We start from the raw sequence: 24,957 nt of genomic DNA on the forward strand, positions 1-24,957 counted from the left end.
CCGAAGGCATGTGTTCCTTGCCCGGTCTTCGGGGCGTCAGCGGGCGGCCGGCCCGTTTCCGAGCGGCGCCAGCAATGCGTCGAGCGCGGCAAGCGGCGCCTCGTGATCCCAGATTTCCGCCCCGATGCCGAAAAAGTCGGTCACAGGTGCGAGCATCGCCACGAGGTCGGGCGTCAGCCCGCCTTCGGCCACCACGGGGATCTCGATCAGGTCGGACCACCAGGCGAACAGGTCGCCCTCCGCGCGGCTGCCGTCGCCAAGCCCGGTCTCGCCGACCGGGCCGAACCCGATGTAATCCGCGCCCGCTTCGCCCGCGTTCATGCCCTCGTGGCGCGAGGTGCCGCAATAGCTGCCGATGATCGCATCCGCGCCGAGCATATGGCGCGCCACCCGCACCGAACGCGCCCCGTCGCGCAGGTGAACCCCGTCAAGCCCGAGCCGCTGCGCCAGCAGCACATGATCGCTGATGACCAGCGCCACCTCGCGGGCATGGGCGACCTCGCGCAGCGGATCCGCGTGGCGGGCGATGTCCTCTTCCCGCGCGCCGGCAAGGTCGAGGCGCAGGCAGGCGACTTCGCGGGCATCGAGTATCCGCGCCAGAAGATCGGGAAACCCCGGGTCGATCCTCGGCGGTGTGATCAGGTAAAGCTGTGGCTGCTCGTCTGTGCTCATGGGGCGTCCTCGCGAAAACCGCGGCATGTCTAGCCCTTCGCAGCGGGAAAGCCCATGGGTTTTCGCACCCGCCGACACCCTTGCCTTGTTTCCGGCCCGCCGCCGTTCTATCGCACGGGAGAAATCCGGCGCGAGGCGTGCCGGGATGCCGAACGGAGCCCGCATGAGTGCCGAACACCCGCAGCCGCGCTTTGTCCTGATGCGCCCGCAGATGGGCGAGAACATCGGCGCGGCGGCGCGCGCCATGTGGAATTTCGGGCTCGACCACATGCGCGTGATCGCGCCCCGCGACGGCTGGCCGAATGCGAGCGCAAGCGCCATGGCGAGCGGGGCGGGGCGGCTGCTCGACGAGGCGGTGCCTTGTGCCGATCTTGACGCGGCGGTCGGGGATTGCAGCTGGGTCGTCGCGACCACGGCGCGGCCGCGGGAACTGAACAAACCGGTGCTGAGCCCCGAGGCGGCAATGCAGGAAGCGGCGGCGCGGATCGCCGGTGGGGAAAAGGTCGCGGTGCTGTTCGGCCCCGAGCGCGCGGGGCTTGAGAACGAGGATGTGGCGCGGGCCAACGCGATCATGACCGTGCCGGTCAATCCGGCCTTTCCCTCGCTCAACCTTGCGCAATGCGTGCTGCTTGCGGCCTATGAATGGCGCCGGGCGACGCAGGCGGTGGTGGCGCGGGTCGAGGCCCCGGACGAGTCCGGCTGGGCCAGCGCGCAGGAGATCGAACATCTGGCCGGGCATTACGAGGCCCGGCTTGACGAGGCGGGGCTGTTCTATCCCGAGGACAAGGCGGCGCAGATGAAGCTCGGGCTGCGCAACCTCTGGTCGCGGCTGGCGCTCACCAGTTCCGACGTGCGCCTTCTGCACGGGATCCTGCGCCAGATGGTGCGCTGGAAGGAACGCGGCTGAGCGGCGGGGCTCCGGGGTTTCTGGACGGGAGCGGCCGGCCCGCATAGGCTCGCGCCGCAAGGAGAAAGGGCGAGGATCACATGAGCGGCAAACGCAGCATTTTCGAAGAGGTCCCGGCTGAGGGTGCGCAGCAGCCGGCAACCGCGCCCGGCGGGATCGACCGGGGCCGGCGCGGCGCACGGCGGGCGATCCGGGCCTGGCTGATCCTGTTGTTCGCGCTTGTGGTGATGATGATCGCGGTCGGCGGATTGACCCGGCTTACCGGAAGCGGGCTCAGCATCACCGAATGGCGCCCGGTCAGCGGCGCCCTGCCGCCCCTGTCCGAGGCCGACTGGCAGGCGGAGTTCGAGAAATATCAGGCAATCGACCAGTTCAGCATCCAGAACCGCTGGATGGAGCTTGCCGATTTCAAGGTGATCTACTGGTGGGAATGGAGCCACCGCCAGCTTGGCCGGCTGATCGGGCTGGTCTGGGCGCTGGGTTTCGCAGGCTTCCTTTTGGCGCGGCGCATTCCGCCGGGCTGGCATCTGCGGCTGCTGATCCCGGGGCTGCTGGGCGCGGCGCAGGGCGCGGTCGGCTGGTGGATGGTTGCCTCGGGCATCACGGCGGGGCAGGGGGCGGTCGCGGTCGCGAGCTATCGCCTTGCCACGCATCTGGGGCTTGCCTTCGCGATTCTCGGGGTGCTCGCCTGGTATGTGTTCCTGCTCGGCCGCACCGAGCGTGACCTCATGCAGGCACGCCGCTCGCGCGACGGGGCGCTGTTCGGCATCGCGACCGGGTGGCTGCATTTCGCGTTCCTGCAGATCCTGCTTGGCGCCATGGTGGCCGGGATCGACGCGGGGCGCAGCTTTGCCGACTGGCCGCTGATGGGCGGGCAGATCGTGCCGCCGAACGCCTGGATCATCGAGCCGGCCTGGCGCAACCTGTTCGAGAACGCGGGGCTTGTGCAGTTCATTCACCGTATCATTGCCTATCTGCTTCTGGCTTTTGGCGTTTTTGCGTTCCTGCGCGGGCGTCGCAGCGTTCATGAAGCGGTGCGCTTTGCCTTTTCGCTCGCCTTTGCGGCGCTGTTCCTGCAACTCGTGCTCGGCATCCTGACGGTGGTCTACGGCGTGCCCTGGCAGGTGGCGATCCTGCATCAACTGGGCGCGATCGCAGTTTTCGTGCTGATCCTGCGCGCGCGATTCCTTGCGAATTATCCGCAGGTTACTTCGCTACGGGAGGTGCGGCGATGACGCCCTTTGACGAACTGATGGCATTCCAGCGCGAGACCGAGGCGCTGGCGGCGATCGCCGGGCGGCTTGGCTGGGACCAGGAAACCGTGATGCCGCGCGGTGCCGCCGCCCAGCGGGGCGAGGAAATGGCCGCGATCGAAGGCGTTCTTCATGCGCGCCGCTCGGACCCGCGCCTTGGCGACTGGCTCGCCGCGGCCGAGGCGCCGGATGCGGCCGGCGCCGCGCAGTTGCGCGAGATCGCGCGGGCACATGCCCGGGCACGGAAGGTGCCGGCGCGGCTGGCGCAGCGGCTCGCACAGGTCACGTCGCAGGCGCAGGGCACCTGGGCCGAGGCCCGCGCGGCCGAGGATTTCGCTGCCTTTCGCCCGGTGCTGGAAGAGGTCGTCGCGCTCAAGCGCGAAGAGGCGGGCGCGCTGGCAGAGGGCACGGGGCGCGACGCTTATGATGCGCTGCTTGACGATTACGAGCCGGGGCTCACGGGGGCCGAGATCGCGCGGATGTTCGATGCCATGCGCCCGCGCCTCACCGCCCTGCGCGCGGCAATCTTCGAACGCGCGGAACCCGCGGCGCTGAGCGGCGATTTCGACACGGGCCGCCAGATGGACCTTGCCCGCGAGATGGCCACCACCTTCGGCTACGACTGGGGGCGCGGGCGGCTCGACAAGGCGGTGCATCCGTTCTGCGAAGGCAGCGGCGCGGATGTGCGCATCACCACCCGCACCGATCCGGCGGATCCCTTCAACTGCCTTTATTCGGTGATCCACGAAGCCGGCCATGCGGTCTATGAACAAATGATCGCGCCCGAATATGCGCTCACAGCGCTCGGGCAGGGCGCGTCGATGGGGGTGCACGAAAGCCAGAGCCGGCTGTTCGAGAACCAGCTTGGCCGCAGCCGCGCCTTCTGCGGCTGGCTGCGCGGGCGCATGGCCGCGACCTTCCCGGGCGCCGCGCTGCCGGATGAGGATGCCTTCCACGCGGCGGTGAACCGGGTCCATCGCGGCCATATCCGCACCGAGTCGGACGAGGTGCAGTACAACCTGCACATCATGCTGCGTTTCGACCTGGAACGGGCGCTGATGCTCGGCACCCTTGACGTGGCGGATCTGGAATCGGCCTGGAACGAACGGTTCGCGGCGGATTTCGGCTATGGCGTCGATCGCCCGTCGAACGGCTGTTTGCAGGATGTGCACTGGTCGGTCGGGCTGTTCGGCTATTTCCCGACCTATGCGCTGGGCAATGTCTATGCCGGCTGCCTGCATGCGGCGTTGCGGCGCGATCTGCCCGACCTTGATGCGGCGCTGGCGCAGGGCGATCTTTCTCCGGCGCGTGACTGGCTGCGCGAGCGGCTCCAGCGCCATGGACGCCTGTTCGAGCCGCGCGACCTGATCACGCGCGCAACCGGCGACGCCCTGTCCGAAGAGCCGCTATTGTCATATCTCGAGGCGAAATTCGGGGCGCTTTACGGGCTCTGAACGGGTAGCAACGCGCCGCCCGGCTCAAGGTTGACCGGACAGCGCGCGAAAGCGGGGAAGGGGCAGGGGTCAGTCCTGCCCCGGTCCGTCACCGTTGCCGTTGCCGTTCTCGCCTTCGTCCTCCTGGTCGGCGATCCAGGCGACGCTCACCACTTCCTCATCGGCGCCGGTGTCAAACACCTTGACCCCGCCGGCGCTGCGCGAGCGGAAGGAGATCCCCTCGACCGGCACCCGGATCGACTGCCCCCGCGATGTGGCCAGCATGACCTGATCGCCCATCTCGACCGGGAAGGCCGCGACCAGGTCGCCCCCGCGCATGGCCCGGTCCATGGCCGCGACGCCGCGACCGCCGCGACCGCGCACCGGGTAGTCATGGCTCGAACTGATCTTGCCCGAGCCCTGGGCGGTGATGGTCAGGATCAGATCCTCGGCCGCCGACATCTCGGCATAGCGTTCCTGGGTGATGCTGCCCTCGGGAACGGCTTCCTCGTCCTCGTCGGGTTCGGCCTCGTCATCGAGCGCGCCGGCCACCGCACGGCGCATCTTCAGATAGGCGGCGCGCTCGGCCGGGTCGGTTTCGAAATGGCGGATCACGGCCATCGACACGACACCATCACCATCTGCCAGGCGGATGCCGCGAACGCCGGTCGATTTGCGCCCCTTGAACACCCGCACATCCGTGGACGGAAAGCGGATCGCCCGGCCGCGCCGCGTGACCAGCATCACGTCGTCCTCTTCCGAGGCGATGCGGGCGTTCACGAGTTCGACCCCCTCGGGCAGATCCATGGCGATCTTGCCGTTGCGCATGACATTGGTGAAATCGCCAAGCGCATTGCGGCGCACATCGCCGGCGCTGGTGGCGAACACGATCTGCAGGTCGTCCCATTGGGGTTCGGGGCGGTCCACCGGCATGATCGCGGCGATCGAGACGCCGCTCGGGATCGGCAGGATGTTGACGATCGCCTTGCCCTTTGCCGTGCGCCCCCCCTGCGGCAGGCGCCATGTCTTCAGCTTGTAGACCATGCCGCGGGTGGTGAAGAACAGAAGCTGGGTATGGGTATTGGCCACGAAGAGCGTGGTCACCACGTCCTCTTCCTTGGTCTGCATCCCCGAAAGCCCCTTGCCCCCGCGCCGCTGGCTGCGGAAATCGGCAAGCGGCGTGCGCTTGATATAGCCGCCGGCGGTGACGGTGACGACCATGTCCTCGCGCTCGATCAGGTCCTCGTCTTCCATGTCGCCGGACCAGTCGGCGATCTCGGTGCGCCGGGGCACCGCGAAGAGGTCGCGCACCTCGCGGAGTTCATCGGCGATGATCGCCATGATGCGTTCGCGCGAGGCCAGAATATCCAGATAATCCCGGATTTTGCGCGCCAGTTCTTCCAGTTCGTCGGTGACTTCGCGCACGCCGAGCTGCGTCAGGCGCTGGAGGCGCAGATCGAGGATCGCCCGCGCCTGCGCCTCGGAAAGGTTATAGCTCCCGTCCTCGTTCATCTTGTGGGTCGGGTCGTCGATCAGCCGGATATAGGCGGCGATGTCGGCCGCCGGCCAGCGCCGCTCCATCAGCCGGGCGCGCGCCTCGGCGGCATCCGCGCTGGCGCGGATCGTCGCGACGACCTCGTCCACGTTCGAGACCGCAACCGCAAGCCCGCAGAGGATATGGCTGCGCTCGCGCGCCTTGCGCAGCAGATAGGCGGTGCGCCGGGCCACGACCTCTTCGCGGAAGGTGATGAAATACGACAGGAAATCGCGCAGCGTCAGTTGTTCGGGGCGCCCGCTGTTCAACGCCAGCATGTTGCAGCCAAAGCTGGTCTGCATCGGCGTGAAGCGGAACAGCTGGTTCAGCACCACCTCGGGCGTCGCGTCGCGTTTCAGTTCGACCACCACCCGCACGCCGTTGCGGTCGGATTCGTCCTGCACATGGGCGATGCCCTCGATCCGGCGGTCGCGCGCGGCCTCGGCGATACGTTCGATCATCGCCGCCTTGTTCACCTGATAGGGGATTTCATCCACCACCACGGCAAAGCGGTCCTTGCGGATTTCCTCGATCCGGGTGCGGGCGCGCAGGATCACGCTGCCGCGCCCTTCGAGATAGGCCTTGCGCGCGCCGGAGCGGCCGAGCATCACTCCCCCGGTCGGAAAATCGGGTCCGGGCACATAGGCGATCAGATCCTCGCTGGTCAGGTCCGGGTCGTCGATCAGCGCAAGCGTCGCATCCACCACCTCGCCGAGGTTGTGGGGCGGGATATTGGTCGCCATGCCGACGGCGATGCCGCCCGCACCATTGACCAGCATGTTGGGAAAGCGCGCGGGCAGGACGGTCGGTTCGCGGTCCTTGCCGTCATAGTTGTCCTGGAAATCGACCGTATCCTTGTCGATGTCGGCCAGCAGGAAATCCGCCGGGCGCGCCATGCGCACCTCGGTATAGCGCATGGCGGCGGCATTGTCCCCGTCCATGGAGCCGAAATTGCCCTGCCCGTCGAGCAAGGGCAGCGACATCGAGAAATCCTGCGCCATGCGCACCAGCGCGTCATAGATCGCGGCGTCGCCATGCGGGTGGTATTTCCCCATCACGTCGCCCACGGGACGGGCCGATTTGCGATAGGGCTTGTCGTGGGTGTTGCCGACCTCGTGCATGGCATAGAGGATGCGGCGGTGAACCGGCTTCAGCCCGTCGCGCAGATCGGGGATCGCGCGGCTGACGATGACCGACATGGCGTAATCCAGATAGGACGTGCGCATCTCGGATTCGATGGAAATGCTCGGGCCTTCGGGAAGCGGGCTCTCGGGCATGGAATCATCTTCGTTTTCAGGTGGTTCGGGCTGGTCGTTCACGTGTTCTGCGCCAATCTCTGTAACTGCTCCGGGTGTTGTGCGCCACTCTATCAGAGGCCGCGTGGCACCTGCAATGGCACTTGCCCGCGGCCTTTGGCAGCCAGCAGGCATACCTGCCAATATGCTGTTTTTGTTGAAATTTAATTTTTATGCGCAATCATGAGTCATGGGAGGCACGAAAAGGAGGTGCCGCATGGGCGCGGGCGAGACGGAGCTGATGCTCAAGGGTTACGGGCTGACCACGGCCGAATTCTTCTACCGGATGCCGGATTTCCGCCATGTGCTGAACAGCTATGTCTGGCAGGACTACGACCTTGCGCCGGATCATCCGCGGCTGTTCCGGTTCATCGAGTTCTGGCAGGACAGTATCGAGGGGCCGCTTCACTCGGTGCGCTTCACCCATCGCCGGCTGCTGTCGTCGGGCAACTGGGAAAACATCGTGGGTGAATTCACCCTCCACTGACGGGCTCCGGGCCTGGCCGCGAACCGGGTCTGCGGAGGGTTTTCGTGCTCCCTGCTTGTGACCGGGGGCGGAAATGCGCAGAATGACACCCTCGACCTGCATCAGGGGGGTGTCGTGGAGGACGAGTCCGATTCGGATGCGCGCACGGGGATGCGGACGATCCCCGTCGAGGATTTCGACCTCGTGATCTTCGGCGCGACCGGGGATCTTGCCCGCCGCAAGATCCTGCCGGCGCTGTTCCGCCGCTTCTGCGCCGGGCAGATGTCACCGGGCGCGCGGGTGATCGGTGCCGCCAAGACCCGCCACGATGCCGAAAGCTTCCGCGCAGTGGCAGCGGATGCGATTCGCGAACAATCCTCCGACCGCTGCTGCGACGAGGCGGCGCTCGGGCGGTTCCTGGCCTGCCTCGACTATGTTCCGCTCGACGCGCTGGGAGAGACCGGCTGGACCGACCTTGCCGGGCATCTCGACCCGGGCCATGTGCGGGCCTTCTATTTCTCGGTGCGCCCGATGCTTTTTGCCGAACTTGCCCGGCGCATCCGCGATTACGATCTGGTCACGCCCGGCACGCGGATCGTGGTCGAAAAGCCCTTCGGGCGCGACCTTCACAGCGCGCGCGACCTCAACGCCATGCTCGCGTCGAACTTCGCCGAGCGCCAGATCTACCGGATCGACCATTATCTGGGCAAGGAAACGGTGCAGAACCTGATGGTGGTGCGCTTTGCCAACATGCTGTTCGAACCGCTCTGGAACAGCCAGTATGTGGACCACATCCAGATCACCGTGGCCGAAAGCGAAGGCATCGGCAGCCGCGCCGATTACTACAACCGCGCCGGCGCCATGCGCGACATGATCCAGAACCACCTGATGCAGCTGCTCTGCCTGACCGCGATGGAGCCGCCGGCGCGGTTCTCGCCCGATACGCTGCGCGACGAAAAGCTGAAGGTGATCCACGCGCTCGACCCGGTGCTGCCGCATCACATCGTGCGCGGCCAGTACGAGGCCATGCCGGGGCGCGAGGCCGACCACCCCTCCTATCGCCAGGCGGTCGGCGATCCGCGCTCCACCACCGAGACCTATATCGCGCTGCGGGTTCATGTGAGCAACTGGCGCTGGGCCGGCACGCCGTTCTACCTGCGCACCGGCAAGCGGCTGGTGGCGCGCTCCTCGGTGATCAGCGTGGTGTTCAAGGATGCGCCCCATGCGATCTTCGGGCAGGAGGGCGGGCGACACATCAATGTGCTGACCATCCGTCTGCAGCCGAACGAAGGCATCACGCTGCAGGTCACCATCAAGGATCCGGGCCCCGGCGGGATGCGCCTTGTCGATGTGCCGCTCGACATGACCTTTGCCGAGGCGCTCGGACCCGAAGGTGAACATCCCCCCGATGCCTATGAGCGGCTCGTGATGGATGTGATCCGGGGCGACCAGACCCTGTTCATGCGCGGCGACGAGGTCGAGGCAGCCTGGGCCTGGACCGATCCGATCATCGCCGGCTGGGAAGCGCGCGGCGATGTCCCGAAACCCTACGAGACCGGCAGCACCGGGCCGCGCGACGCCGAGCTGCTGCTGGCGCGCGACAACCGCGAATGGCGAGGAATCCGACCATGAAACTGATCGAATATCCCGACCGCGACATGCTGGCGATCGACCTTGCGAACCAGATCGCCGGGGAACTCAACGCAACCCTGCTGAGCCAGGACCGCGCCAGCATGGCGGTGCCGGGCGGGACCACGCCGGGGGCGGTGTTCGATGCGCTCTGCGCGGCGCCGCTCGAATGGGACAAGGTGACCATCCTGCCCACCGACGAGCGTTGCGTGCCGGCCGACCATCCCCGCTCGAACGAGCGGCTGATCCGCGAGCATCTGCTGGTCGACCGCGCCGCCATGGCGCAGTTCCTGCCGCTGCGGATCCCGGACGAGGAACCGGCCGGGGAACATGCCGGCGATTACGTCGTGGAACTGGCGCAGCTTTCGGCCGCGGTCGAGCCGCTGCTGCCGCTGTCGATCCTGCTGCTCGGGATGGGAGAGGACGGCCATGTGGCCTCGCTGTTTCCCGGCACCCCGGGCCTTGCCGAGGCGCTTGCCGACGACGCGCCGCCAATTGCCGCCATGGCCCCGCCCGGCCAGCCCGAACGGCGCCTGACCCTCACGGCGCCGGTACTCGAAGGGGCGCTGAAAAAGCACCTCGTGATCTACGGGGCGCAAAAGCGCGCCATGATCGAACGCGCAGGCCGGTTGTCGGACACCGAGGCGCCGGTCCGCGCGGTGTTTGCGGACATGAAGGTGCACTGGGCGGAGTGATCCCGGCGTGATGTCGCTCGGGCAGGCCCATGGCCCGTTCGGACCGGACCGGGGCTCTGCCCGAACTCAGCTTGCGGGCATCACCAGCGTATAGCTGTTCCCGCCCTTCTGGTAATGGACGTTGTTTTCGCCGATGGCGATCACGCGCCCGCCGTCGAGCGAATCGCCGACCTTCAGCTTCTGGTAGCGTCCGTTGGACAGCCGCACCAGCGCACGCCGGTTGTTCGCGGATCCATAGACCCCGATCAGGTTCATCTGCCGCAGGTTCAGCGTCCTGCCGAGCGTGGCCTGCTGCGTGACCGAGGCCGAGGAGGGTGCGCTCGGCTGCACCGCCGGAGCCGGGGCGGGTGCCGGAGCGGGCGCCGGTGCCGGTGCGGCCTGCGCCGCGGCCTGGGTGGGGGCGGCGGCTGCACTCGCCGCCGCACTGGCCGCGGCCGTCACGAGCGTTTCGGGCCGGGCATTCGGCGTGCGCGACTGCGCGACCGCCTGGGCGCTGTCCGAAAGGCTCGCGGTCTGCACCGTCCCGGGCGCCTCGTCCGCGCCATCATCCACCAGCCCCTCGGCCAGCATGCGGCTGACCTGCGAGCCGACCGATTCGGGGCGCAGGGCCGGGCGCGGCATGTCGGCCGGCCGGGCGGCCTCGGCACGGCTTGCATCGGGGGAACCGGCGGTCGCGGTCTCCGCCGCGTCGCTGTCGGGCGCGGTGCTGTCCCCGGCCCGCAGGCGCGGCCGGATCGTCGGGGTTTCCGAGGCGGTTCCGGCCGCTGCCCCATCCGATGCCTGCTGCGTTTCGGCCGGGGTTTCTGCCGGTTGTTCCGCGACGTTTTCCCCATCTTCCCCATCGCGCGCAGGTGGGGCCGGGGGCACGACGGGCGGGCGGCCCTCGTAGATCCGCACGCCGCTCACGCTCAGGCTGCTTGCAAGCCCCGAGACGAAAAACCGGTCCTCGGACCCGGCATCAGGTGCCGAGTCCCCGTCAGCGGCATCAGCGGTCTCAGCGGTCTCGCCGGCGGTTCCGTCCGCGTCGGGTTGCGCAGTCACGGCGCCGTTTCCGTCGTCATCGGGCCCCGCCTCACCGGGCCGGGCGAGCGGCGCGGGGAGCGGGGTTCCCTCGCGCCCGGCCGCGGTCCCGTCCGGTGCGGGCGCCACGGGCAGTTCGCCGGGCGCGATCCGGGGCGCCGCAGGGTCGCTCAGCCGGGCGGTGTCGGTCGTTGCCCCGTCGCTCTCATCCGCGCTGTCCTGCGCGGCGGGGCTGGTCCCGGCGGCGGCGTCGGTTTCTGCGTCTTCGCGCGCGGCCATGTCCGTCTCTGGGGCATCATCCGGCGTGGTTTCACCCGTGCCTGCCGCGGTTTCGCGGTCCTTGCGCATCGCATCCAGCACCGCGGCGTCAGTTTCGGTCAGTTCGTCGATCTCTCCTGACCCGTCCGTGGTCGTGCCGAGGCTGTCCTCGCGCGCGATCCGGCGATCCGGGGCCGTGTTGCCCTGAAGAAAGAACAGCCAGACGCTGCCCGCCAGGAGCAGCAGGACCAGCGCCGCCGCCATGACCGGGCTGCGATGCAGGGCCGAACCCTCGCCTGCCGCGGGGGGGCGCGGCGCGGTCCGGCCGCGGGCGGGCGGCCGGTTCCGGCCCGCGGACAGCGGAGCGGGGGCGCGGGGCTCCCGTGCTTCGCCCTGGGGTGCGGCGTCGGCGCCGGTTTCGTGGTCGCCCGACGCTTCCGACCCTTTCGGCGGATTCGCGCCGGCGCCGGCTTCGGCGGGCGGTGCGGCCGCGTCCTCCGCGCGGACCGGGGGCTCGGGCTCGGCCATGCCGAAGAACGGTTCCTCGGCAAAGCCGCCCCCGCTCCAGGCGGCGACGAATCGCACCGGCTGGAACCCGTGTTCGCGGGCGAAATCCGCGGCCTCCTGCAGGGTCGCCCTGGTCACGGCCGCGACTTGCGTGCGCGGGCCCTCGGTGGCGATATCATAGCGCAATCCCTGCAGGCCGTCGGGCATCAGCCGCCGCAGTTCCTTGCGCACAGCACGGATCCGGCTGCCGAAATCGACCTCGCCCGTATCCATGCCCAGATAGTGGATGTCGTTGTCCGGTATGATGATCTTGCAGTCCGGGGGTCCTCCGGCGAGGGCTTCGGCCTGCTGCCTGAGCCCGGCCATGGCGGCCTCGAAATCCGGGGCGTCCCGGTCCACCTCGCCCAGCAGTTGCCAGCCGTCATCACCGCGATGCAGCAGCGTGACGCGCCGCTCCGTGCGCGACAGCGCGAAATCCGGTTCGGTTGCGTGATCGTTCATATGCTCTCCTGACGCCTGCGTCTGGTGGGCGGGGGTCTGGCACCCGGATCCCGGGGGCCCGGGCAGGGCGGTTTGCAGCATCTTGCCAGAGGCGGCAAGGGTGGTCCATTGTGACCGCCATTTACAGGAGGATCCACGTGAAAACCAAGACGCTGTTGGCTGCTGCACTCGGGATCGTGATGACCACTGCCGCCTGGGCAGAGGACATGACGCGACAGATAACCGTGACCGGCGAGGGCCGGGTCGAAGCCGTGCCGGACATGGCGACGATCTCGCTCGGCGTGACCAGTCAGGCGGACGAGGCCGAGGCGGCGATGACCGAGACCTCGGGCAAGGTCGGCGACATCCTTTCGCGGCTCGAGGAACTGGGGCTGGAAAAGCGCGACGTGCAGACCCAGCGGATCGCGCTTTCGCCGCTCTGGTCCGACCGGAGGCAGAATGATGCCGACCGGCCGGCCGAGATCACCGGTTACGTCGCCAGCAACACCGTCACCGTGCGGGTGCGCGATCTCGGGGCGCTCGGCGATATCCTGGGTGCGGTGGTCGAGGATGGCGCGAATGAATTCAACGGTCTGAGCTTTGGCCTGCAGGAACCCGACGCGGCGCAGGACGATGCCCGGCGCAAGGCGGTCGAGGATGCGCGCGCGCGGGCCGAGCTTCTGGCCGAGGCGGCCGGTGTGCGGCTCGGACCGGTGATCCGCATCAACGATCAGAGCGGCGCCCGCCCCATGCCGCGGATGATGGCGGCCATGGCCGATTCGCGCGAAAGCGCGGTGCCGGTGGCCGAGGGCGAAATCGAGCTGAACGCGTCGGTGGCGATGGTCTTTGCGATCGAGGACGCAGGCAACGACGATGCGTTGAGCGTTGATCCTGCAACCGGAAACGGCGCGGGCGGCGGCGACGAATCCGCCGAGTGATCCCGGCCTGCTCACCGCCCGCTGACGGGCGATGGAACGAAACAGGAGGGCCGCGGTGACCGTGGCCCTCCTGTCATTTCTGCCCACGCATCAAGCGGGTGAGCGGTCAGGCGGTGGCTTTGGTCAGCGCCTGGTCGAGATCGGCGATGATGTCTTCCGGGTCTTCGAGCCCGATCGACAGGCGCACGATATTGGGCCCGGCATCCGCCGCCTTGAGCTGTTCGGGCGAAAGCTGGCGGTGGGTGGTCGAGGCCGGGTGGATCACCAGACTGCGCGCGTCTCCGAAATTCGCCACATGGCTGAACATGTCCAGCGAGTCGACGAATTTCACGCAGGCGTCATACCCGTTCTTGAGCGCGAAGGTGAACAACCCGCCCGCGCCCCTGGGGCTGATCCGCTGCATGACCTTGTAATAGGGCGAGGATTCCAGCCCGGCATAGGTGACGTATTCCACCCGGTCGTCATTTTCGAGCCAGGTCGCGACCTTGACGGCGTTCTCCACGTGGCGCTGCATGCGAAGCGACAGGGTTTCCAGCCCGAGCAGCGTGTAATGCGCCGCCTGCGGGTTCAGCACCATGCCGAGATCGCGCAGGCCGATGGCGATGCCGAAGAACGTATAGGCGAGCGGGCCGAAGGTTTCGTGAAACTTCAGCCCGTGATAGGCGGGCTCCGGCTGGCTGAGCGAGGGGAACTTGTCCGAGGCCGACCAGTCGAACTTGCCCGAATCGATGATCGCGCCGCCCATCGCCGTGCCGTTGCCGGTCATGTATTTGGTCATCGCGTGAACCACGATGGTGGCGCCGAAGTCGATCGGACGGCAAAGGTAGGGCGTCGCGCCGGTGTTGTCGGCGATCAGCGGAATCCCGGCCTCGTCCGCGATCTTTGCGATGGCCTCGATATCGGTGATCGAGCCGCCGGGGTTGTTGATCACCTCGCAGAACAGGGCGCGGGTGTTTTCGTCGATTGCCGCGCGCACCGCGTCGAAATCGTCGAAATCGACCAGCCGGGCCTCCCAGCCGAAGCGTTTGAAGCTTTGCGAGAACTGCGTGACCGTCCCGCCGTAAAGCCGGCTCGACGACACCACGTTGAGCCCGGGCCCCATGAGCGGAAACAGCGCCATGATCTGCGCCGCATGGCCCGATGCGCAGCAGACCGCGCCGACACCGCCCTCAAGCGCTGCCATGCGGTCCTGCAGGACCGAAATCGTCGGATTGGTGAGGCGCGAATAGATATAGCCGACCTCCTCCAGATTGAAGAGCCGGGCCGCGTGATCGGCATCGCGGAACACGAAAGAGGTGGTCTGATAGATGGGCGTCTGGCGGGCGCCCGTCGTCGGATCGGGCTGGGCCCCGGCATGAATCTGCAGGGTCTCGAAGCCCTTTTCACGGCCTTCTGTCATCAGTAGCTCTCCCGTTGGCTTGTATGGTTGCCGCTGGATTAGGCGATTGCGCCCTCCGGCACAACTGTGGAGCGCGGGAGACGACGGGGCAGGGGCAGGCCGGGCGGGGCCGCCCCCGCGCCCTTAGCGCATCCAGAGCCCCGCGGCACGGATGCGGTTGCGGATCGCCTGTTCACGCGGCGGCAGGCGGTCGCGATCGAACAATCCGCGCACCTTTGCCCCATGGCCCCGATAGACCAGCCGCCGGATCGGCGGATGCGCCTTCAGCAGCTTCTTGAGCCGGTTGGGGGCGGCCACGGTTTCAAGGCACCTGACCACATGGTCGCCCTCGCGCGCGTAAAGCAGCGGGAAATGGCGGTAATGGCAGCTCACCGCGCCATCGAGCAGGCCCGGCGGCAACCGGTCGCGCCCGCCACCCAGCCGGTGGATCACGAGCGGCAGCGCCACCTGGTCCAGCCACGGATCAAGGCTTTGCCCCGCCAGTTCGACCGGCGGATCGTCTCGGATCGTCCGCGCGTGGTCCAGGAACAGCGCGCCAAAACGGCGCGGGCAGGCGTGGTAGAACCAGCCCGCATTGAAATAGAGATAGCGCCGCCAGTCATCGCGCCGCCGCCCGGGGTCGAGGCTCGTCTCGAAATCGAGCCCGAAACGCTCGAACAGCGCGCGCCAGATGTCCTCGCGGCCGGGCCCGTAGAGCGTCGGCACCGGCCATGTCCCCTCGCAGCGCTGCGAGGCGGAGGGGTGGGCGAAATCGAACGGCACCGCGGCAAGCTCTCCCGTGATCAGCGTATCGCTGTCGAAGAACACGAAGGGCTCGCCCTCGGGAAGCGCGGCAAGCGCCTCGATCTTGTTGCCATGGGGATAGTCCCGCCCGAACACCTGCGAATGAAACGGCAGGATCTCCGCCCCGAGCTGCAGGAGCATGTCGCGCAGATCCGGATCCGAAATGCCCGGATCCCCGTCCCAGAGCGGCCCCGGCTGCGGCACGGCGACGAAAAGCCGGCCGGCAAAGCCCGGGCTGCTGTGACGCAGCGAGGCCGCAAAAAGCAGCGCCTCGTATTGCAGTCGCCCCTTCTGGGCCACGATCAGGATGTTGAAGGGCCGCGCAGCCCCGGAATTCGTCATGCCGCCTTGTCCCGGCCATACCCCGGCCACTCTATCACACACTTGCGCCCCGCCCGCGGGGGCGGAGCCGACGATCACAGGTCGGAAAACCCGCCGTACTGGCCGCGCTTGAACAGCAGCCCCGACCCCGGATGCACGGTGCAGCGCAGCACATGGCCGACGATGATCGAATGATCCCCGGCTGGATGCACCGCATCGCGGACGCATTCGAAACTGGCCAGCGAATCCGACAGGACCGGCTGCCCCTCGGCATTGGTCGTCCAGTCGGCCACGCTGAAATCATGCCCCTTGCGGGCGAAATGGCGCGCAAGATGCAGCTGATCGTCGCGCATGACGTGAATCGCGTAATGGCGCGCCTGCGCGAACAGCGCGTGGCGGCGCGACCGATAGGCCGCACACCAGAGCACGAGCGGCGGATCGAGCGACACCGAGGCGAAGGAATTCGCCGTCATCGCGATCGGTCCGTTTTCGGTCATATGGGTCACGACCGTCACGCCGGTGCCGAAACAGCCGAGCGCCCGGCGATATTCGGCTTCCGTTTCCGGTCCCGGGACAAAAGTGGTTTCGCCGCTCAAGTCAGATGCCTCGGTGGTTTCCTGCCGGGGTGCCACGATGCAACCGCTTTGTCCAGAATCCCGGCCGCTCATGCCACGCCTCCCCGCAACCGCATTGCACCGGCCACGGGCGCGGACATGTCCGGCCCCGATCCCTCCCGCGGCGATGCAACCGCCGCGCGATCATATGTGCTGACCCCCTTCATGTGCCGCAACATGGTCCCATCAAGGGCCGAGCACAAGCCGCTTGCGCGGCAAGAGCGCGGCAGAACACCGGGCGGCCGCAGCGCGGGGCTTGCGCAACCCGGCCCTCGCGGCCTATGCCGGTCATGAGGGAAGCTGCGCGGGAGCCCGGAACCCACCATGAAACCCGGACAGGACACCCATGACCCGAAGGGGCTGATCCGCGAGGCCTATCGCATTCCCGGCATCACCTCCGCACAGTGCCGCACGATCTTCATGGACTGGGCGCTCGGCCTGCCCGAGGCACAGGAGCCCCGTGCCTCGCTGCGCGCGCTGCTGGCACGCCACGGCGACGGGGCCCCGGATCACCCGATGACGCAGGTGCTGCGCGACGGGCTCGGCGGCAGCATCGCACCGCGCCGCCGCGGCGGCTGGCGCGCGCGCCGCGAGCCGTGAGCCCCGCCCCGCCGGACGCCCCGCCCCGGATCGTGCTCGACGCCTGCGTGCTCTATCCGACGGTGCTGCGCGAACTGCTCATGGGTGCCGCGGCTCTGGGCTGTTTCGAACCGCTCTGGTCGGACCGGATCGTTGACGAATGGCTCCATGCCGCGGCCCGGCTCGGCCCGGCGCAGCGGCTCGTCGCCGAAGGCGAGGCCGCGCTCATGCGCGCCGACTGGCCCGGAGCCGGAATCGCCCCTGACCCCGCAACGCAGGCGCGGCTCTGGCTGCCCGACCCGGGCGACATCCACGTGCTCGCAACCGCGCTTGCCGGCGCGGCCGACGGCATCCTGACCGCGAACAGCCGCGATTTCCCCATTCGTGTGCTGGCCGGGCACGGGCTTGCCCGCCATGCGCCCGACACCTTCCTGCTCGACCTCTATCGCGGCGCGCCCGCTCATGTGGAGCCGGTGCTGAAGGCGACGCTCGCCAAGGCGAATCGCCTCTCGGAAACGGGCTGGGACATGCGGGCGCTGCTCAGGAAGGCCCGCCTGCCGCGCCTCGCCCGCGCTGCCGCCGCCCTGACCTGACCGCGGGGCACCGGCCCGGGCCTTCTTCTGGCGGAAATATCCCGGGGAGCGCGAGGGGCAGCGCCCCTCGTCCGATCACGCGGCCACTGTCAGGGGCGCCGGTTCCAGCGCTCCTCGATCTGTTCGAGCGCCGTGATGCGCGCATCGGTGCGCGGATGGCTCATGAGCCAGGCCGGCACCCGCCCGCCGGCATGGCCCGCCATGGCCTCGAGCTTGCGGAACAGGGATTTCTGCGGCGCGATGCCGATCCCGGACCGGGTCAGCAGCGCCGCCGCATAGGCATCGGCCTCGTATTCGTCCTGCCGCGACAGGCGCGCCCCGAGCAGCGTCGTGAGCAGCGCGGCAAGCAGGGCGGCGATGCCCGCGCCGCCAAAGGGCAGGAACCGCCCGAGCACCATCACCAGCGTCGTGCGCAGCGCATTCTGCCCGGAAAAGTCGATCATGCGGCGCCGCGCATGGCCAAGCGCCACATGGCCAAGCTCATGGGCAACGACGCTTGCCAGTTCCTCGGCGCTCACCTCGCCCGACAGAAAGCGGCGATAGAACCCGCGCGTGATGAAAATCCGCCCGTCCGGCGCGGCAAGCCCGTTCACCGGCTCGATTTCATAGATCAGAACCCGGATCTGCGGCAGGTCCAGACTGTCCGCCATGCGGTCGAACAGCCGCGTGAGCCGCGCGTCGAGAAGCGGATTGGAGCGCGCGTCCAGCTCGCGATGCAGCCGCCAGGTGGAAAAGCGATACATCACCAGCGCGTAGATGACGGCAAGAAGGACGGGCGAGAACCGGAGCATGTCGTCGATATGGCGGCAGGCGGGCCCCGGCGCAAGCGCGACCTAGCCGCGCAGCAGATCCATGCCGCGCCCGATTCCCTCCAGCGTCATCGGCACCATGCGCCCGTCGAAGATCTCGCGGATCATGCCGATCGAATGGGTGTGCCCCCAATAGGCCTCGGGCACCGGGTTGATCCAGAGATTGGCGGCCCATTGCTCGCGGGCGCGGCGCAGCCAGACATGGCCGGCCTCGGGATTCCAGTGCTCGTTCGCGCCGCCCGGATAGGCGATCTCGTAGGGGCTCATGCTCGCGTCGCCGACGAAGATGCAGCGATAATCGGGCCCGTAGCTGTGCAGCACGTCGAGCGTCGGCGTCTGTTCCTCCCAGCGGCGGCGGTTGTCGCGCCAGACGCCCTCGTAAAGGCAATTGTGGAAATAGTAGTGCTCGAGATGCTTGAAGGTGCCCCGCGCGGCCGAGAACAGCTCCTCCACCACCTGCACATGGTCGTCCATGCTCCCGCCCACGTCGAGGAACAGCAGCACCTTCACCGCGTTGCGCCGCTCCGGGCGCGTCTGCACGTCGAGATAGCCGTGCTCGGCCGTGGCGCGCACCGTGCCGTCAAGGTCAAGCTCCCGCGCCGCGCCGTCGCGGGCCCAGTGGCGCAGCCGCTTCAGCGCCACCTTGATGTTGCGCGTGCCGAGTTCCAGCCGGTCGTCGAGATCGCGGAACTCGCGCCGGTCCCAGACCTTGACCGCGCGGCGGTGACGGCTTTCGGCCTGGCCGATGCGCACGCCTTCGGGATTGTAGCCGTAGGCCCCGAAGGGCGAAGTGCCGGCGGTGCCGATCCACTTGCTGCCGCCCTGGTGGCGCCCCTGCTGTTCCTTCAGCCGCTCGCGCAGCGTCTCCATCAGCCGGTCGAAGCCGCCGAGCGCCTCGATCTCGGCCTTTTCCTCGTCGCTCAGGTGCTTTTCGGCAAGCTTGGCAAGCCATTCGGCCGGAATGTCCACGGCCTCGAGCACCTGCTCAGTGCTGATCTGTTCAAGCCCCTCGAAGCTTTGGGCAAAGGCGCGGTCGAAACGGTCGATGTGGCGTTCGTCCTTCACCATGGAGGCGCGCGCGAGGTAATAGAACCCCTCGACATCATAGAGCACGAGCCCCGCCTTCATCGCCTCGAGAAAGCCGAGATATTCGCGCAGGGAGACCGGCACCCCCGCCGCGCGCAGATTTTCGAAGAATGAAAGGAACATCGCTTCGGATCAGATCAGGAAACGGTCGATCACGAGCGCGACGATCATTCCCAGGATCATGAAGGCCAGCCCGTAGCCGGCCGCATATTGCGCCATGTCGAGCCGGTTTCCCCCGCGCCGGCGCGCGGTGACGCCGCCGATGAGGGCGCCGATTGCTGTGAACACGATGACGATCATGGTCTCTCCTTGCCCGGCCTGCGGAAGGGGCTGCGTCCCGGCCGTTCCGGGGTCCGATGCCTAGACCGCGCGCCCCGACCTGTCCAGCGCGCTTGTCCCGCGAAGGCGCGCGCCCTGTTTCGATCCCTGTTCCGGTCCGCGCCCGGTCAGCGGCGGCCTGCGCCGCGGGCCATGAAGGCGAGGCGTTCGAAAAGATGCACGTCCTGTTCGTTCTTCAGCAGCGCACCATGCAGGCGGGGCAGGGCGCCCCCGCTGGTCGCGCGCAGATCCTCGGGCCCCAGATCCTCGGCCAGCAGCAGTTTCAGCCAGTCGAGCACTTCCGAGGTCGAGGGTTTCTTCTTCAGCCCGGGCTGTTCGCGGATTTCATAGAATTGCGTCAGCGCCGCGGTCAGCAGGGCGTCCTTGATGTCGGGGTGGTGCACCTCGACGATGCGGCGCAGGGTCGCCTCGTCGGGGAAGCGGATATAGTGGAAGAAACAGCGCCGCAGGAAGGCGTCCGGCAGTTCCTTTTCGTTGTTCGAGGTGATGATGACGATCGGGCGGTGGCGGGCGCGGATGGTCTCGCCGGTCTCGTAGACGTGGAATTCCATCCGGTCGAGCTCCTGCAGGAGGTCGTTCGGAAACTCGATATCGGCCTTGTCGATCTCGTCGATCAGCAGCACGACCTTGGTTTCAGCCTCGAACGCCTGCCAGAGCTTGCCCTTGCGGATGTAATTCGCGACGTCATGCACCCGGGCATCGCCGAGCTGGCTGTCGCGCAGCCGCGATACCGCGTCATATTCGTAAAGCCCCTGCTGGGCGCGGGTGGTGGACTTGATGTTCCACTCGATCAGCGGCAGGCCGAGCGCGCCCGCGACCTGCACCGCGAGTTCGGTCTTGCCCGTGCCCGGCTCGCCCTTGACCAGCAGCGGACGCTCCAGCGTCACCGCCGCATTCACCCCGACAAGCAGATCGTCGGTCGCGACATATTCCGCGGTTCCCTCGAATTTCATCCTGTGCAGACCTCTTGGCTGATTGCATCATGCGGCATATGCGGGGCGGCCTGCCGCTGCGGGCGGGGCCCGGCCCCTGCGGCCGGATTGTGTAGTGACAACCGAACGTCCCTCGGATAGATGCTGCGCCAGAGTAACGCCAGTTGACTTGAATAAACCCTGTGCCGGATATTTCCCGCGAGGTCAAAGAGGCTCGAATGAAGCAGGACGTTTTCCTGTCGGATGATTATCGCCCGGCTGAGGATGAACCTTTCATGAACGAACGACAGACCGAGTATTTTCGCCGCAAGCTGCTGGCCTGGAAGCAGGAGCTCCTGGCCGGGAGCCGCGATACCATCGCCGGGCTGCAGGACGGAACGCGCAACATCCCCGACATCGCCGACCGCGCCTCGGAAGAGACCGACCGCGCGCTTGAATTGCGCACCCGGGACCGGCAGCGCAAGCTCGTGACCAAGATCGACGAAGCGCTGAAGCGGATCGAGGAAGGCGAATACGGCTATTGCGAGATGACCGGGGACCGGATTTCGCTCAAGCGCCTCGATGCGCGGCCGATCGCGACCATGACGCTCGAGGCGCAGGAACGTCACGAGCGCCGCGAAAAGGTGCATCGCGACGACTGAGCGTCCTTCCCGACGGGCGGACCGGGCGGGAGCATCGGATGCAAGGCGGGTCCGCACGGCGCGTCTGCGGAACACCGGGGCGACCGCCTGACGACGGGGCAGGACCAGTGACGCTGTCGGACTTCAAGGTGATCGTCATCGGCGCCGGGATCGGCGGGCTGGCTGCGGCGCTTGCGCTGCGGGCGCGGGGTGCGGATGTCACGGTCTGCGAACAGGCGCCCGCGATCACCGAGGTGGGCGCGGGGCTGCAGGTCACGCCGAACGGGCTTGCGGTGTTGCGGGCGCTCGGCCTCGAGGCCGCGCTTTCGCGCGATGCGGTGCAGGCCGCGGCGGTGGTGCTGCGCGACCATTCGGACGGGGCCGAGGTGCTGCGGCTCGATCTTGCGCGTCTTGCGGCCGGGCAGCGTTACTGTTTCATCCACCGCGCTGACCTGATCGGGTGTCTTGCCGATGCCGCCCGCGCCGCCGGGGTCCGCATCCTGACCGGCCGGCGGGCCGAAACGGTCGCCCCCGGCCTGCGCCCCGACGTGACCTTTGCGGACGGGGCGCGCATGGAAGCAGACCTCGTGGTCGGGGCCGACGGGCTGCATTCACGCGCGCGCCGCGCGCTCGGCGAAGCGGGGCGCCCGTTCTTTACCGGGCAGGTGGCCTGGCGGGCGACGGTCGATGTGGATGGCGACATTGCGCCCGAAGCGAGCGTTTTCATGGGGCCGGGGCGCCATCTCGTGACCTATCCGCTGCGCGGCGGACGCATGATCAACCTTGTCGCGGTGCAGGAGCGCGCGGGCTGGACCGCGGAAGGATGGCACCACGAGGGCCGGGCGGACGATCTGCGCGCGGCATTTGCGGATTTCGGCGGTGCGGCGGCGGGGCTGCTTGCGCGGGTCGGACCGGTCGGCATCTGGGGGCTGTATCGTCACGATGTCGCGGATTGCTGGCAGCGGGACGGGGTTGCGATCCTGGGCGATGCGGCGCACCCGACCCTGCCGTTCATGGCGCAGGGCGCCAATCTCGCGCTCGAGGATGCCTGGGTGCTGGCGGATTGCCTTGCGGGGGCGGGCCGGCGCGACGAGGGACTCGCGGCCTATCAGCAGCGCCGTGCGGCGCGGGCGCGCCGCGTTGTGGCCGCGGCCGGGGGGAACGCCTGGAAATACCACCTGCGCCCGCCGCTGCGCGGGGCCGCACATCTCGCGCTGCGGGTCGGCGGTCGGATCGCGCCCGGCCGCATGGTCCGGCAGTTCGACTGGATCTACGGGCACGACGTGACCGCGGGCGGGGGGCGAGGCCGGGGGTGAAGCCGGCCGTGCGGGCGAGGGGCGCTGCCCCTCGCGCTCCCCGGGATATTTCTGCCAGAAGAAGAACCGGGCGGGCGCGGTCAGTGCAGGGCGGCGACGCCCGGCAGGATCTTGCCCTCCATCCACTCGAGAAAGGCCCCGCCGGCGGATGAGACATAAGTAAAGTCCTGCGCCGCGCCCGCGCGGTTCAGCGCCGCCACGGTATCGCCCCCGCCGGCGACCGAGATCAGGCGGCCCGCGCGGGTGAGTTCCGCGGCCCTGCGCGCGGCGGCATTCGTGGCCGCGTCGAAGGGGGCGATCTCGAAGGCGCCGAGCGGGCCGTTCCAGATCAGGGTGCGGATGTTTTCGAGGAGGGCGCAGATTTTCGCGCGGCTTTCGGGGCCGGCATCGAGCACCATCGCCTCGGCCGGGCAGTCGCCCAGGTTCCGGGTCGTGGCCGGTGCCCCCTCTTCGAGCGCCGGTGCGGTCACGATGTCGACCGGGAGCAGCACCGTGCAGTTTCGCGCCGCCGCCTTGTCGAGGATCGTCTTCGCGGTCCCGGTCATGTCATGTTCGACCAGCGACCTGCCGAGGTCATGCCCCTGGGCGGCGAGGAAGGTGTTGGCCATGGCCCCGCCGATGATCAGGTGGTCGACCTTGTCCAGCAGGTTTTCGAGCAGCGCGAGCTTGGTCGAGACCTTGGCCCCGCCGACCACCGCCGCAAGCGGGCGTTCGGGCGCGCCGAGCGCGGCGTCGAGGGCGCGCAGTTCCGCCTCCATCAGCTTGCCGGCGCAGGAGGGCAGCAGACGGGCGATCGCCTCGGTCGAGGCATGGGCGCGGTGGGCGCAGGAGAAGGCATCGTTGCAGTAGATGTCGCCGAGCCGGGCAAAGGCGGCGGCAAGTTCGGGGTCGTTGCGTTCCTCGCCGGGGTGGAAGCGGGTGTTTTCCAGCAGCAGCACCTCGCCGTCCTGCAGGGCCGCGACCGCTGCCTCGGCGGCCGGGCCTCGGCTGTCCGCGCAGAAGACCACCGGCGCGCCGAGGGCCGTGCCGAGCGGGCCCGTGATCTGGTTCAGCGACATGTCAGGCCGGTAAGTCCCCTTGGGGCGGCCGAAATGCGACAGCAGCACCGGGCGCCCGCCGCGGTCGAGAATCGCGCGGATCGTGGGGATGATGCGGCGGATGCGGGTGTCGTCGGTCACCCGACCGTCCTGCAGCGGCACGTTCAGATCGACGCGCACCAGCACGGTCCGGCCCTGCAATTCCATGTCGTCCAGCGTTTTCCAGCCCATCGAAACCTCCTGCATCTGCACCACCGGCGCTGTTGTTCCCCGATCGGCAGCTTTCGTCAATCCTTGTGCGTCCCGTCTTGGCAATCACGGAGGGGCATTCTAGTTAGGGCAGAGCCGCCAACATGACAGGAGAGTCCGATGGCCGAAATCAAAGACCCCGAAAACACCATCCTGATGGAGCTGAAGGACGGCCAGGTCGTGATCGAGCTTCTGCCCGACGTGGCGCCGCAGCACGTGGAGCGGATGAAGCGGCTGGCGCGCGACGGCGCCTATGATAACGTCGCCTTTCATCGCGTGATCGACGGGTTCATGGCCCAGACCGGCGATGTGCAGCACGCCAACATGGAGCAGGATTACAACCCCGGACGCGCCGGCACGGGCGGGTCGCAATACCCCGATCTGCCGGCCGAGTTCTCGAAGCTGCCCCATGACCGGGGCACTCTGGGTGCGGCGCGGTCGCAGAATCCGAACTCGGCCAATTCGCAGTTCTTCATCAACTTTTCCGACAATCATTTCCTGAACGGGCAGTATACCGTCTATGGGCGTGTGATCGAGGGCATGGACCATGTGGATGCGATCACCCGGGGCGAGCCCCCGGCAAGCCCCGACCGCATGATCAGCGTCAAGGTCGCCGCAGATGCGTAGGCTGGCGGTTGTTTCGCTCGCCGCCTCGCTGGTTGCCGGCGGCGCGCTTGCGAGCGGGCTCGAGATCGAGGTGGCGGGCGAGGCGAACGGCACGGTGGTGATCGAACTGTTCGACGATGTGGCCCCCGCCCATGTGGAGCAGATCCGCACGCTGGCCGCAGAGGGCGCCTATGACGGCGTCGTGTTCCACCGGGTGATCGACGGGTTCATGGCCCAGACCGGCGACGTGCAGTATGGGCGTGCCGGCGAGGATCTGGGCCGTGCCGGCACCGGCAAGTCCGACCGCCCCAACATCAAGGCGGAGTTTTCGGACATCCCCTTCGAGCGCGGCGTGGTCGGCATGGCGCGGGCGCAGGATGTGAACAGCGCCAACAGCCAGTTCTTCATCATGTTCGATGACGGCCCCTTCCTGAACGGGCAATATACCGCCGTCGGGCGCGTGACCGAGGGCATGGATGTGGTCGATGCGATCAAGCGCGGCGACGGCTCGAACGGCGAGGTCAGCGAAGACCCCGACCGCATGGAACGCGTGACGGCGATCGACTGAGCCACGCCCCTTGCCGGCG

At 68.1% G+C, this 24,957-nt stretch carries 24 protein-coding genes; 13 read left to right on the forward strand and 11 right to left on the reverse strand.

Going from position 1 to position 24,957, the window contains the following annotated elements; translation table 11 throughout:
• Positions 1 to 36: 36 nt before the first annotated feature.
• Positions 37 to 672 carry a thiamine phosphate synthase gene (locus B0B01_RS00565; protein ID WP_076646309.1) on the reverse strand — a complete coding sequence of 212 codons (636 nt, stop codon included), beginning with the start codon at positions 670 to 672 and terminating at the stop codon, positions 37 to 39.
• A 163-nt stretch (positions 673 to 835) separates the two neighbouring features.
• Here B0B01_RS00565 and B0B01_RS00570 point away from each other — a divergent pair, with 163 nt between their 5' ends.
• From B0B01_RS00570 to B0B01_RS00580, 3 genes are all read left to right on the forward strand, one after another.
• The gene (locus B0B01_RS00570) at positions 836 to 1,579 is read left to right on the forward strand and encodes an RNA methyltransferase (protein ID WP_076646311.1); all 744 of its coding nucleotides are present in this window, start codon (positions 836 to 838) and stop codon (positions 1,577 to 1,579) included.
• Between the two features lie 80 nt (positions 1,580 to 1,659).
• On the forward strand, positions 1,660 to 2,814 hold the full coding sequence (gene ctaA, locus B0B01_RS00575; RefSeq protein ID WP_076646313.1) for a heme A synthase: 1,155 nt from the start codon (positions 1,660 to 1,662) through the stop codon (positions 2,812 to 2,814).
• The gene (locus B0B01_RS00580) at positions 2,811 to 4,286 is read left to right on the forward strand and encodes a carboxypeptidase M32 (RefSeq protein WP_076646315.1); all 1,476 of its coding nucleotides are present in this window, start codon (positions 2,811 to 2,813) and stop codon (positions 4,284 to 4,286) included. The genes ctaA and B0B01_RS00580 overlap by 4 nt, the downstream gene beginning before the upstream one ends.
• A gap of 69 nt (positions 4,287 to 4,355) precedes the next feature.
• Here B0B01_RS00580 and gyrA read toward each other — a convergent pair whose 3' ends face one another.
• Positions 4,356 to 7,076 carry a DNA gyrase subunit A gene (gene gyrA, locus B0B01_RS00585; protein ID WP_076646317.1) on the reverse strand — a complete coding sequence of 907 codons (2,721 nt, stop codon included), beginning with the start codon at positions 7,074 to 7,076 and terminating at the stop codon, positions 4,356 to 4,358.
• Positions 7,077 to 7,311: 235 nt separating this feature from the next.
• Here gyrA and B0B01_RS00590 point away from each other — a divergent pair, with 235 nt between their 5' ends.
• The 3 genes from B0B01_RS00590 to pgl all read left to right on the forward strand — a co-directional run bounded on the left by B0B01_RS00590 (position 7,312) and on the right by pgl (position 9,884).
• Positions 7,312 to 7,581, forward strand: a complete 270-nt coding sequence (locus B0B01_RS00590; RefSeq protein WP_076646319.1) for an usg protein — start codon at positions 7,312 to 7,314, stop codon at positions 7,579 to 7,581.
• Between the two features lie 150 nt (positions 7,582 to 7,731).
• Positions 7,732 to 9,192 carry a glucose-6-phosphate dehydrogenase gene (zwf, locus tag B0B01_RS00595; RefSeq protein ID WP_076649971.1) on the forward strand — a complete coding sequence of 487 codons (1,461 nt, stop codon included), beginning with the start codon at positions 7,732 to 7,734 and terminating at the stop codon, positions 9,190 to 9,192.
• Positions 9,189 to 9,884 (forward strand): 6-phosphogluconolactonase, encoded by a 696-nt coding sequence (gene pgl / locus B0B01_RS00600; RefSeq protein ID WP_076646321.1) that lies wholly within the window; start codon positions 9,189 to 9,191, stop codon positions 9,882 to 9,884. The genes zwf and pgl overlap by 4 nt, the downstream gene beginning before the upstream one ends.
• A 66-nt stretch (positions 9,885 to 9,950) precedes the next feature.
• Here pgl and B0B01_RS00605 read toward each other — a convergent pair whose 3' ends face one another.
• Positions 9,951 to 12,170, reverse strand: coding sequence for a hypothetical protein (locus tag B0B01_RS00605; RefSeq protein WP_076646323.1), 2,220 nt, complete (start codon positions 12,168 to 12,170; stop codon positions 9,951 to 9,953).
• 137 nt (positions 12,171 to 12,307) lie between these two features.
• Here B0B01_RS00605 and B0B01_RS00610 point away from each other — a divergent pair, with 137 nt between their 5' ends.
• A complete protein-coding gene (locus B0B01_RS00610; protein WP_076646325.1) occupies positions 12,308 to 13,087 on the forward strand; it encodes an SIMPL domain-containing protein in 780 nt (259 codons plus the stop codon).
• 106 nt (positions 13,088 to 13,193) lie between these two features.
• Here B0B01_RS00610 and B0B01_RS00615 read toward each other — a convergent pair whose 3' ends face one another.
• The 3 genes from B0B01_RS00615 to B0B01_RS00625 all read right to left on the reverse strand — a co-directional run bounded on the left by B0B01_RS00615 (position 13,194) and on the right by B0B01_RS00625 (position 16,186).
• Positions 13,194 to 14,486 (reverse strand): O-acetylhomoserine aminocarboxypropyltransferase/cysteine synthase family protein, encoded by a 1,293-nt coding sequence (locus tag B0B01_RS00615; protein ID WP_076646328.1) that lies wholly within the window; start codon positions 14,484 to 14,486, stop codon positions 13,194 to 13,196.
• A gap of 123 nt (positions 14,487 to 14,609) precedes the next feature.
• Entirely contained in the window at positions 14,610 to 15,611 is a 1,002-nt protein-coding gene (locus B0B01_RS00620; RefSeq protein WP_076646330.1) for a hypothetical protein, read from the reverse strand.
• A 74-nt stretch (positions 15,612 to 15,685) separates the two neighbouring features.
• Positions 15,686 to 16,186 (reverse strand): flavin reductase family protein, encoded by a 501-nt coding sequence (locus tag B0B01_RS00625; RefSeq protein WP_076646332.1) that lies wholly within the window; start codon positions 16,184 to 16,186, stop codon positions 15,686 to 15,688.
• 342 nt (positions 16,187 to 16,528) lie between these two features.
• Here B0B01_RS00625 and B0B01_RS00630 point away from each other — a divergent pair, with 342 nt between their 5' ends.
• Together B0B01_RS00630 and B0B01_RS00635 are read left to right on the forward strand one after the other, a co-directional pair.
• Entirely contained in the window at positions 16,529 to 16,804 is a 276-nt protein-coding gene (locus B0B01_RS00630; protein ID WP_076646334.1) for a hypothetical protein, read from the forward strand.
• Positions 16,801 to 17,376 (forward strand): RSP_2648 family PIN domain-containing protein, encoded by a 576-nt coding sequence (locus B0B01_RS00635; RefSeq protein ID WP_076646335.1) that lies wholly within the window; start codon positions 16,801 to 16,803, stop codon positions 17,374 to 17,376. Before B0B01_RS00630 ends, B0B01_RS00635 begins: the two co-directional genes overlap by 4 nt.
• 89 nt (positions 17,377 to 17,465) lie before the next feature.
• Here B0B01_RS00635 and B0B01_RS00640 read toward each other — a convergent pair whose 3' ends face one another.
• From B0B01_RS00640 to B0B01_RS00655, 4 genes are all read right to left on the reverse strand, one after another.
• Complete coding sequence (locus tag B0B01_RS00640; RefSeq protein WP_076646338.1) at positions 17,466 to 18,167, reverse strand: M48 family metalloprotease; 702 nt, start codon at positions 18,165 to 18,167, stop codon at positions 17,466 to 17,468.
• Between the two features lie 42 nt (positions 18,168 to 18,209).
• On the reverse strand, positions 18,210 to 19,394 hold the full coding sequence (locus tag B0B01_RS00645; protein ID WP_076646340.1) for a vWA domain-containing protein: 1,185 nt from the start codon (positions 19,392 to 19,394) through the stop codon (positions 18,210 to 18,212).
• A 9-nt stretch (positions 19,395 to 19,403) separates the two neighbouring features.
• A complete protein-coding gene (locus B0B01_RS00650; protein ID WP_076646342.1) occupies positions 19,404 to 19,571 on the reverse strand; it encodes an apolipoprotein acyltransferase in 168 nt (55 codons plus the stop codon).
• A gap of 146 nt (positions 19,572 to 19,717) precedes the next feature.
• Positions 19,718 to 20,563: an AAA family ATPase gene (locus tag B0B01_RS00655; protein ID WP_076646344.1), complete on the reverse strand. Its 846-nt coding sequence runs from the start codon at positions 20,561 to 20,563 to the stop codon at positions 19,718 to 19,720.
• 197 nt (positions 20,564 to 20,760) lie between these two features.
• Between B0B01_RS00655 and dksA the strand changes: the two genes are divergently transcribed.
• Positions 20,761 to 21,183, forward strand: a complete 423-nt coding sequence (dksA, locus tag B0B01_RS00660; protein WP_076646346.1) for an RNA polymerase-binding protein DksA — start codon at positions 20,761 to 20,763, stop codon at positions 21,181 to 21,183.
• Between the two features lie 107 nt (positions 21,184 to 21,290).
• The gene (locus B0B01_RS00665) at positions 21,291 to 22,478 is read left to right on the forward strand and encodes an FAD-dependent monooxygenase (RefSeq protein WP_076646349.1); all 1,188 of its coding nucleotides are present in this window, start codon (positions 21,291 to 21,293) and stop codon (positions 22,476 to 22,478) included.
• Between the two features lie 80 nt (positions 22,479 to 22,558).
• On the opposite strand, the gene B0B01_RS00670 is transcribed toward B0B01_RS00665, so the two are convergent.
• Entirely contained in the window at positions 22,559 to 23,746 is a 1,188-nt protein-coding gene (locus B0B01_RS00670; protein ID WP_076649972.1) for a phosphoglycerate kinase, read from the reverse strand.
• A gap of 138 nt (positions 23,747 to 23,884) precedes the next feature.
• Here B0B01_RS00670 and B0B01_RS00675 point away from each other — a divergent pair, with 138 nt between their 5' ends.
• Both B0B01_RS00675 and B0B01_RS00680 read left to right on the forward strand, forming a co-directional pair.
• Positions 23,885 to 24,391 carry a peptidylprolyl isomerase gene (locus B0B01_RS00675; protein WP_076646351.1) on the forward strand — a complete coding sequence of 169 codons (507 nt, stop codon included), beginning with the start codon at positions 23,885 to 23,887 and terminating at the stop codon, positions 24,389 to 24,391.
• The gene (locus B0B01_RS00680; protein WP_076646353.1) at positions 24,384 to 24,938 is read left to right on the forward strand and encodes a peptidylprolyl isomerase; all 555 of its coding nucleotides are present in this window, start codon (positions 24,384 to 24,386) and stop codon (positions 24,936 to 24,938) included. The genes B0B01_RS00675 and B0B01_RS00680 overlap by 8 nt, the downstream gene beginning before the upstream one ends.
• Positions 24,939 to 24,957 lie beyond the last annotated feature (19 nt).

This window comes from Pontibaca methylaminivorans, assembly GCF_900156525.1.
Lineage (GTDB): Bacteria > Pseudomonadota > Alphaproteobacteria > Rhodobacterales > Rhodobacteraceae > Pontibaca > Pontibaca methylaminivorans.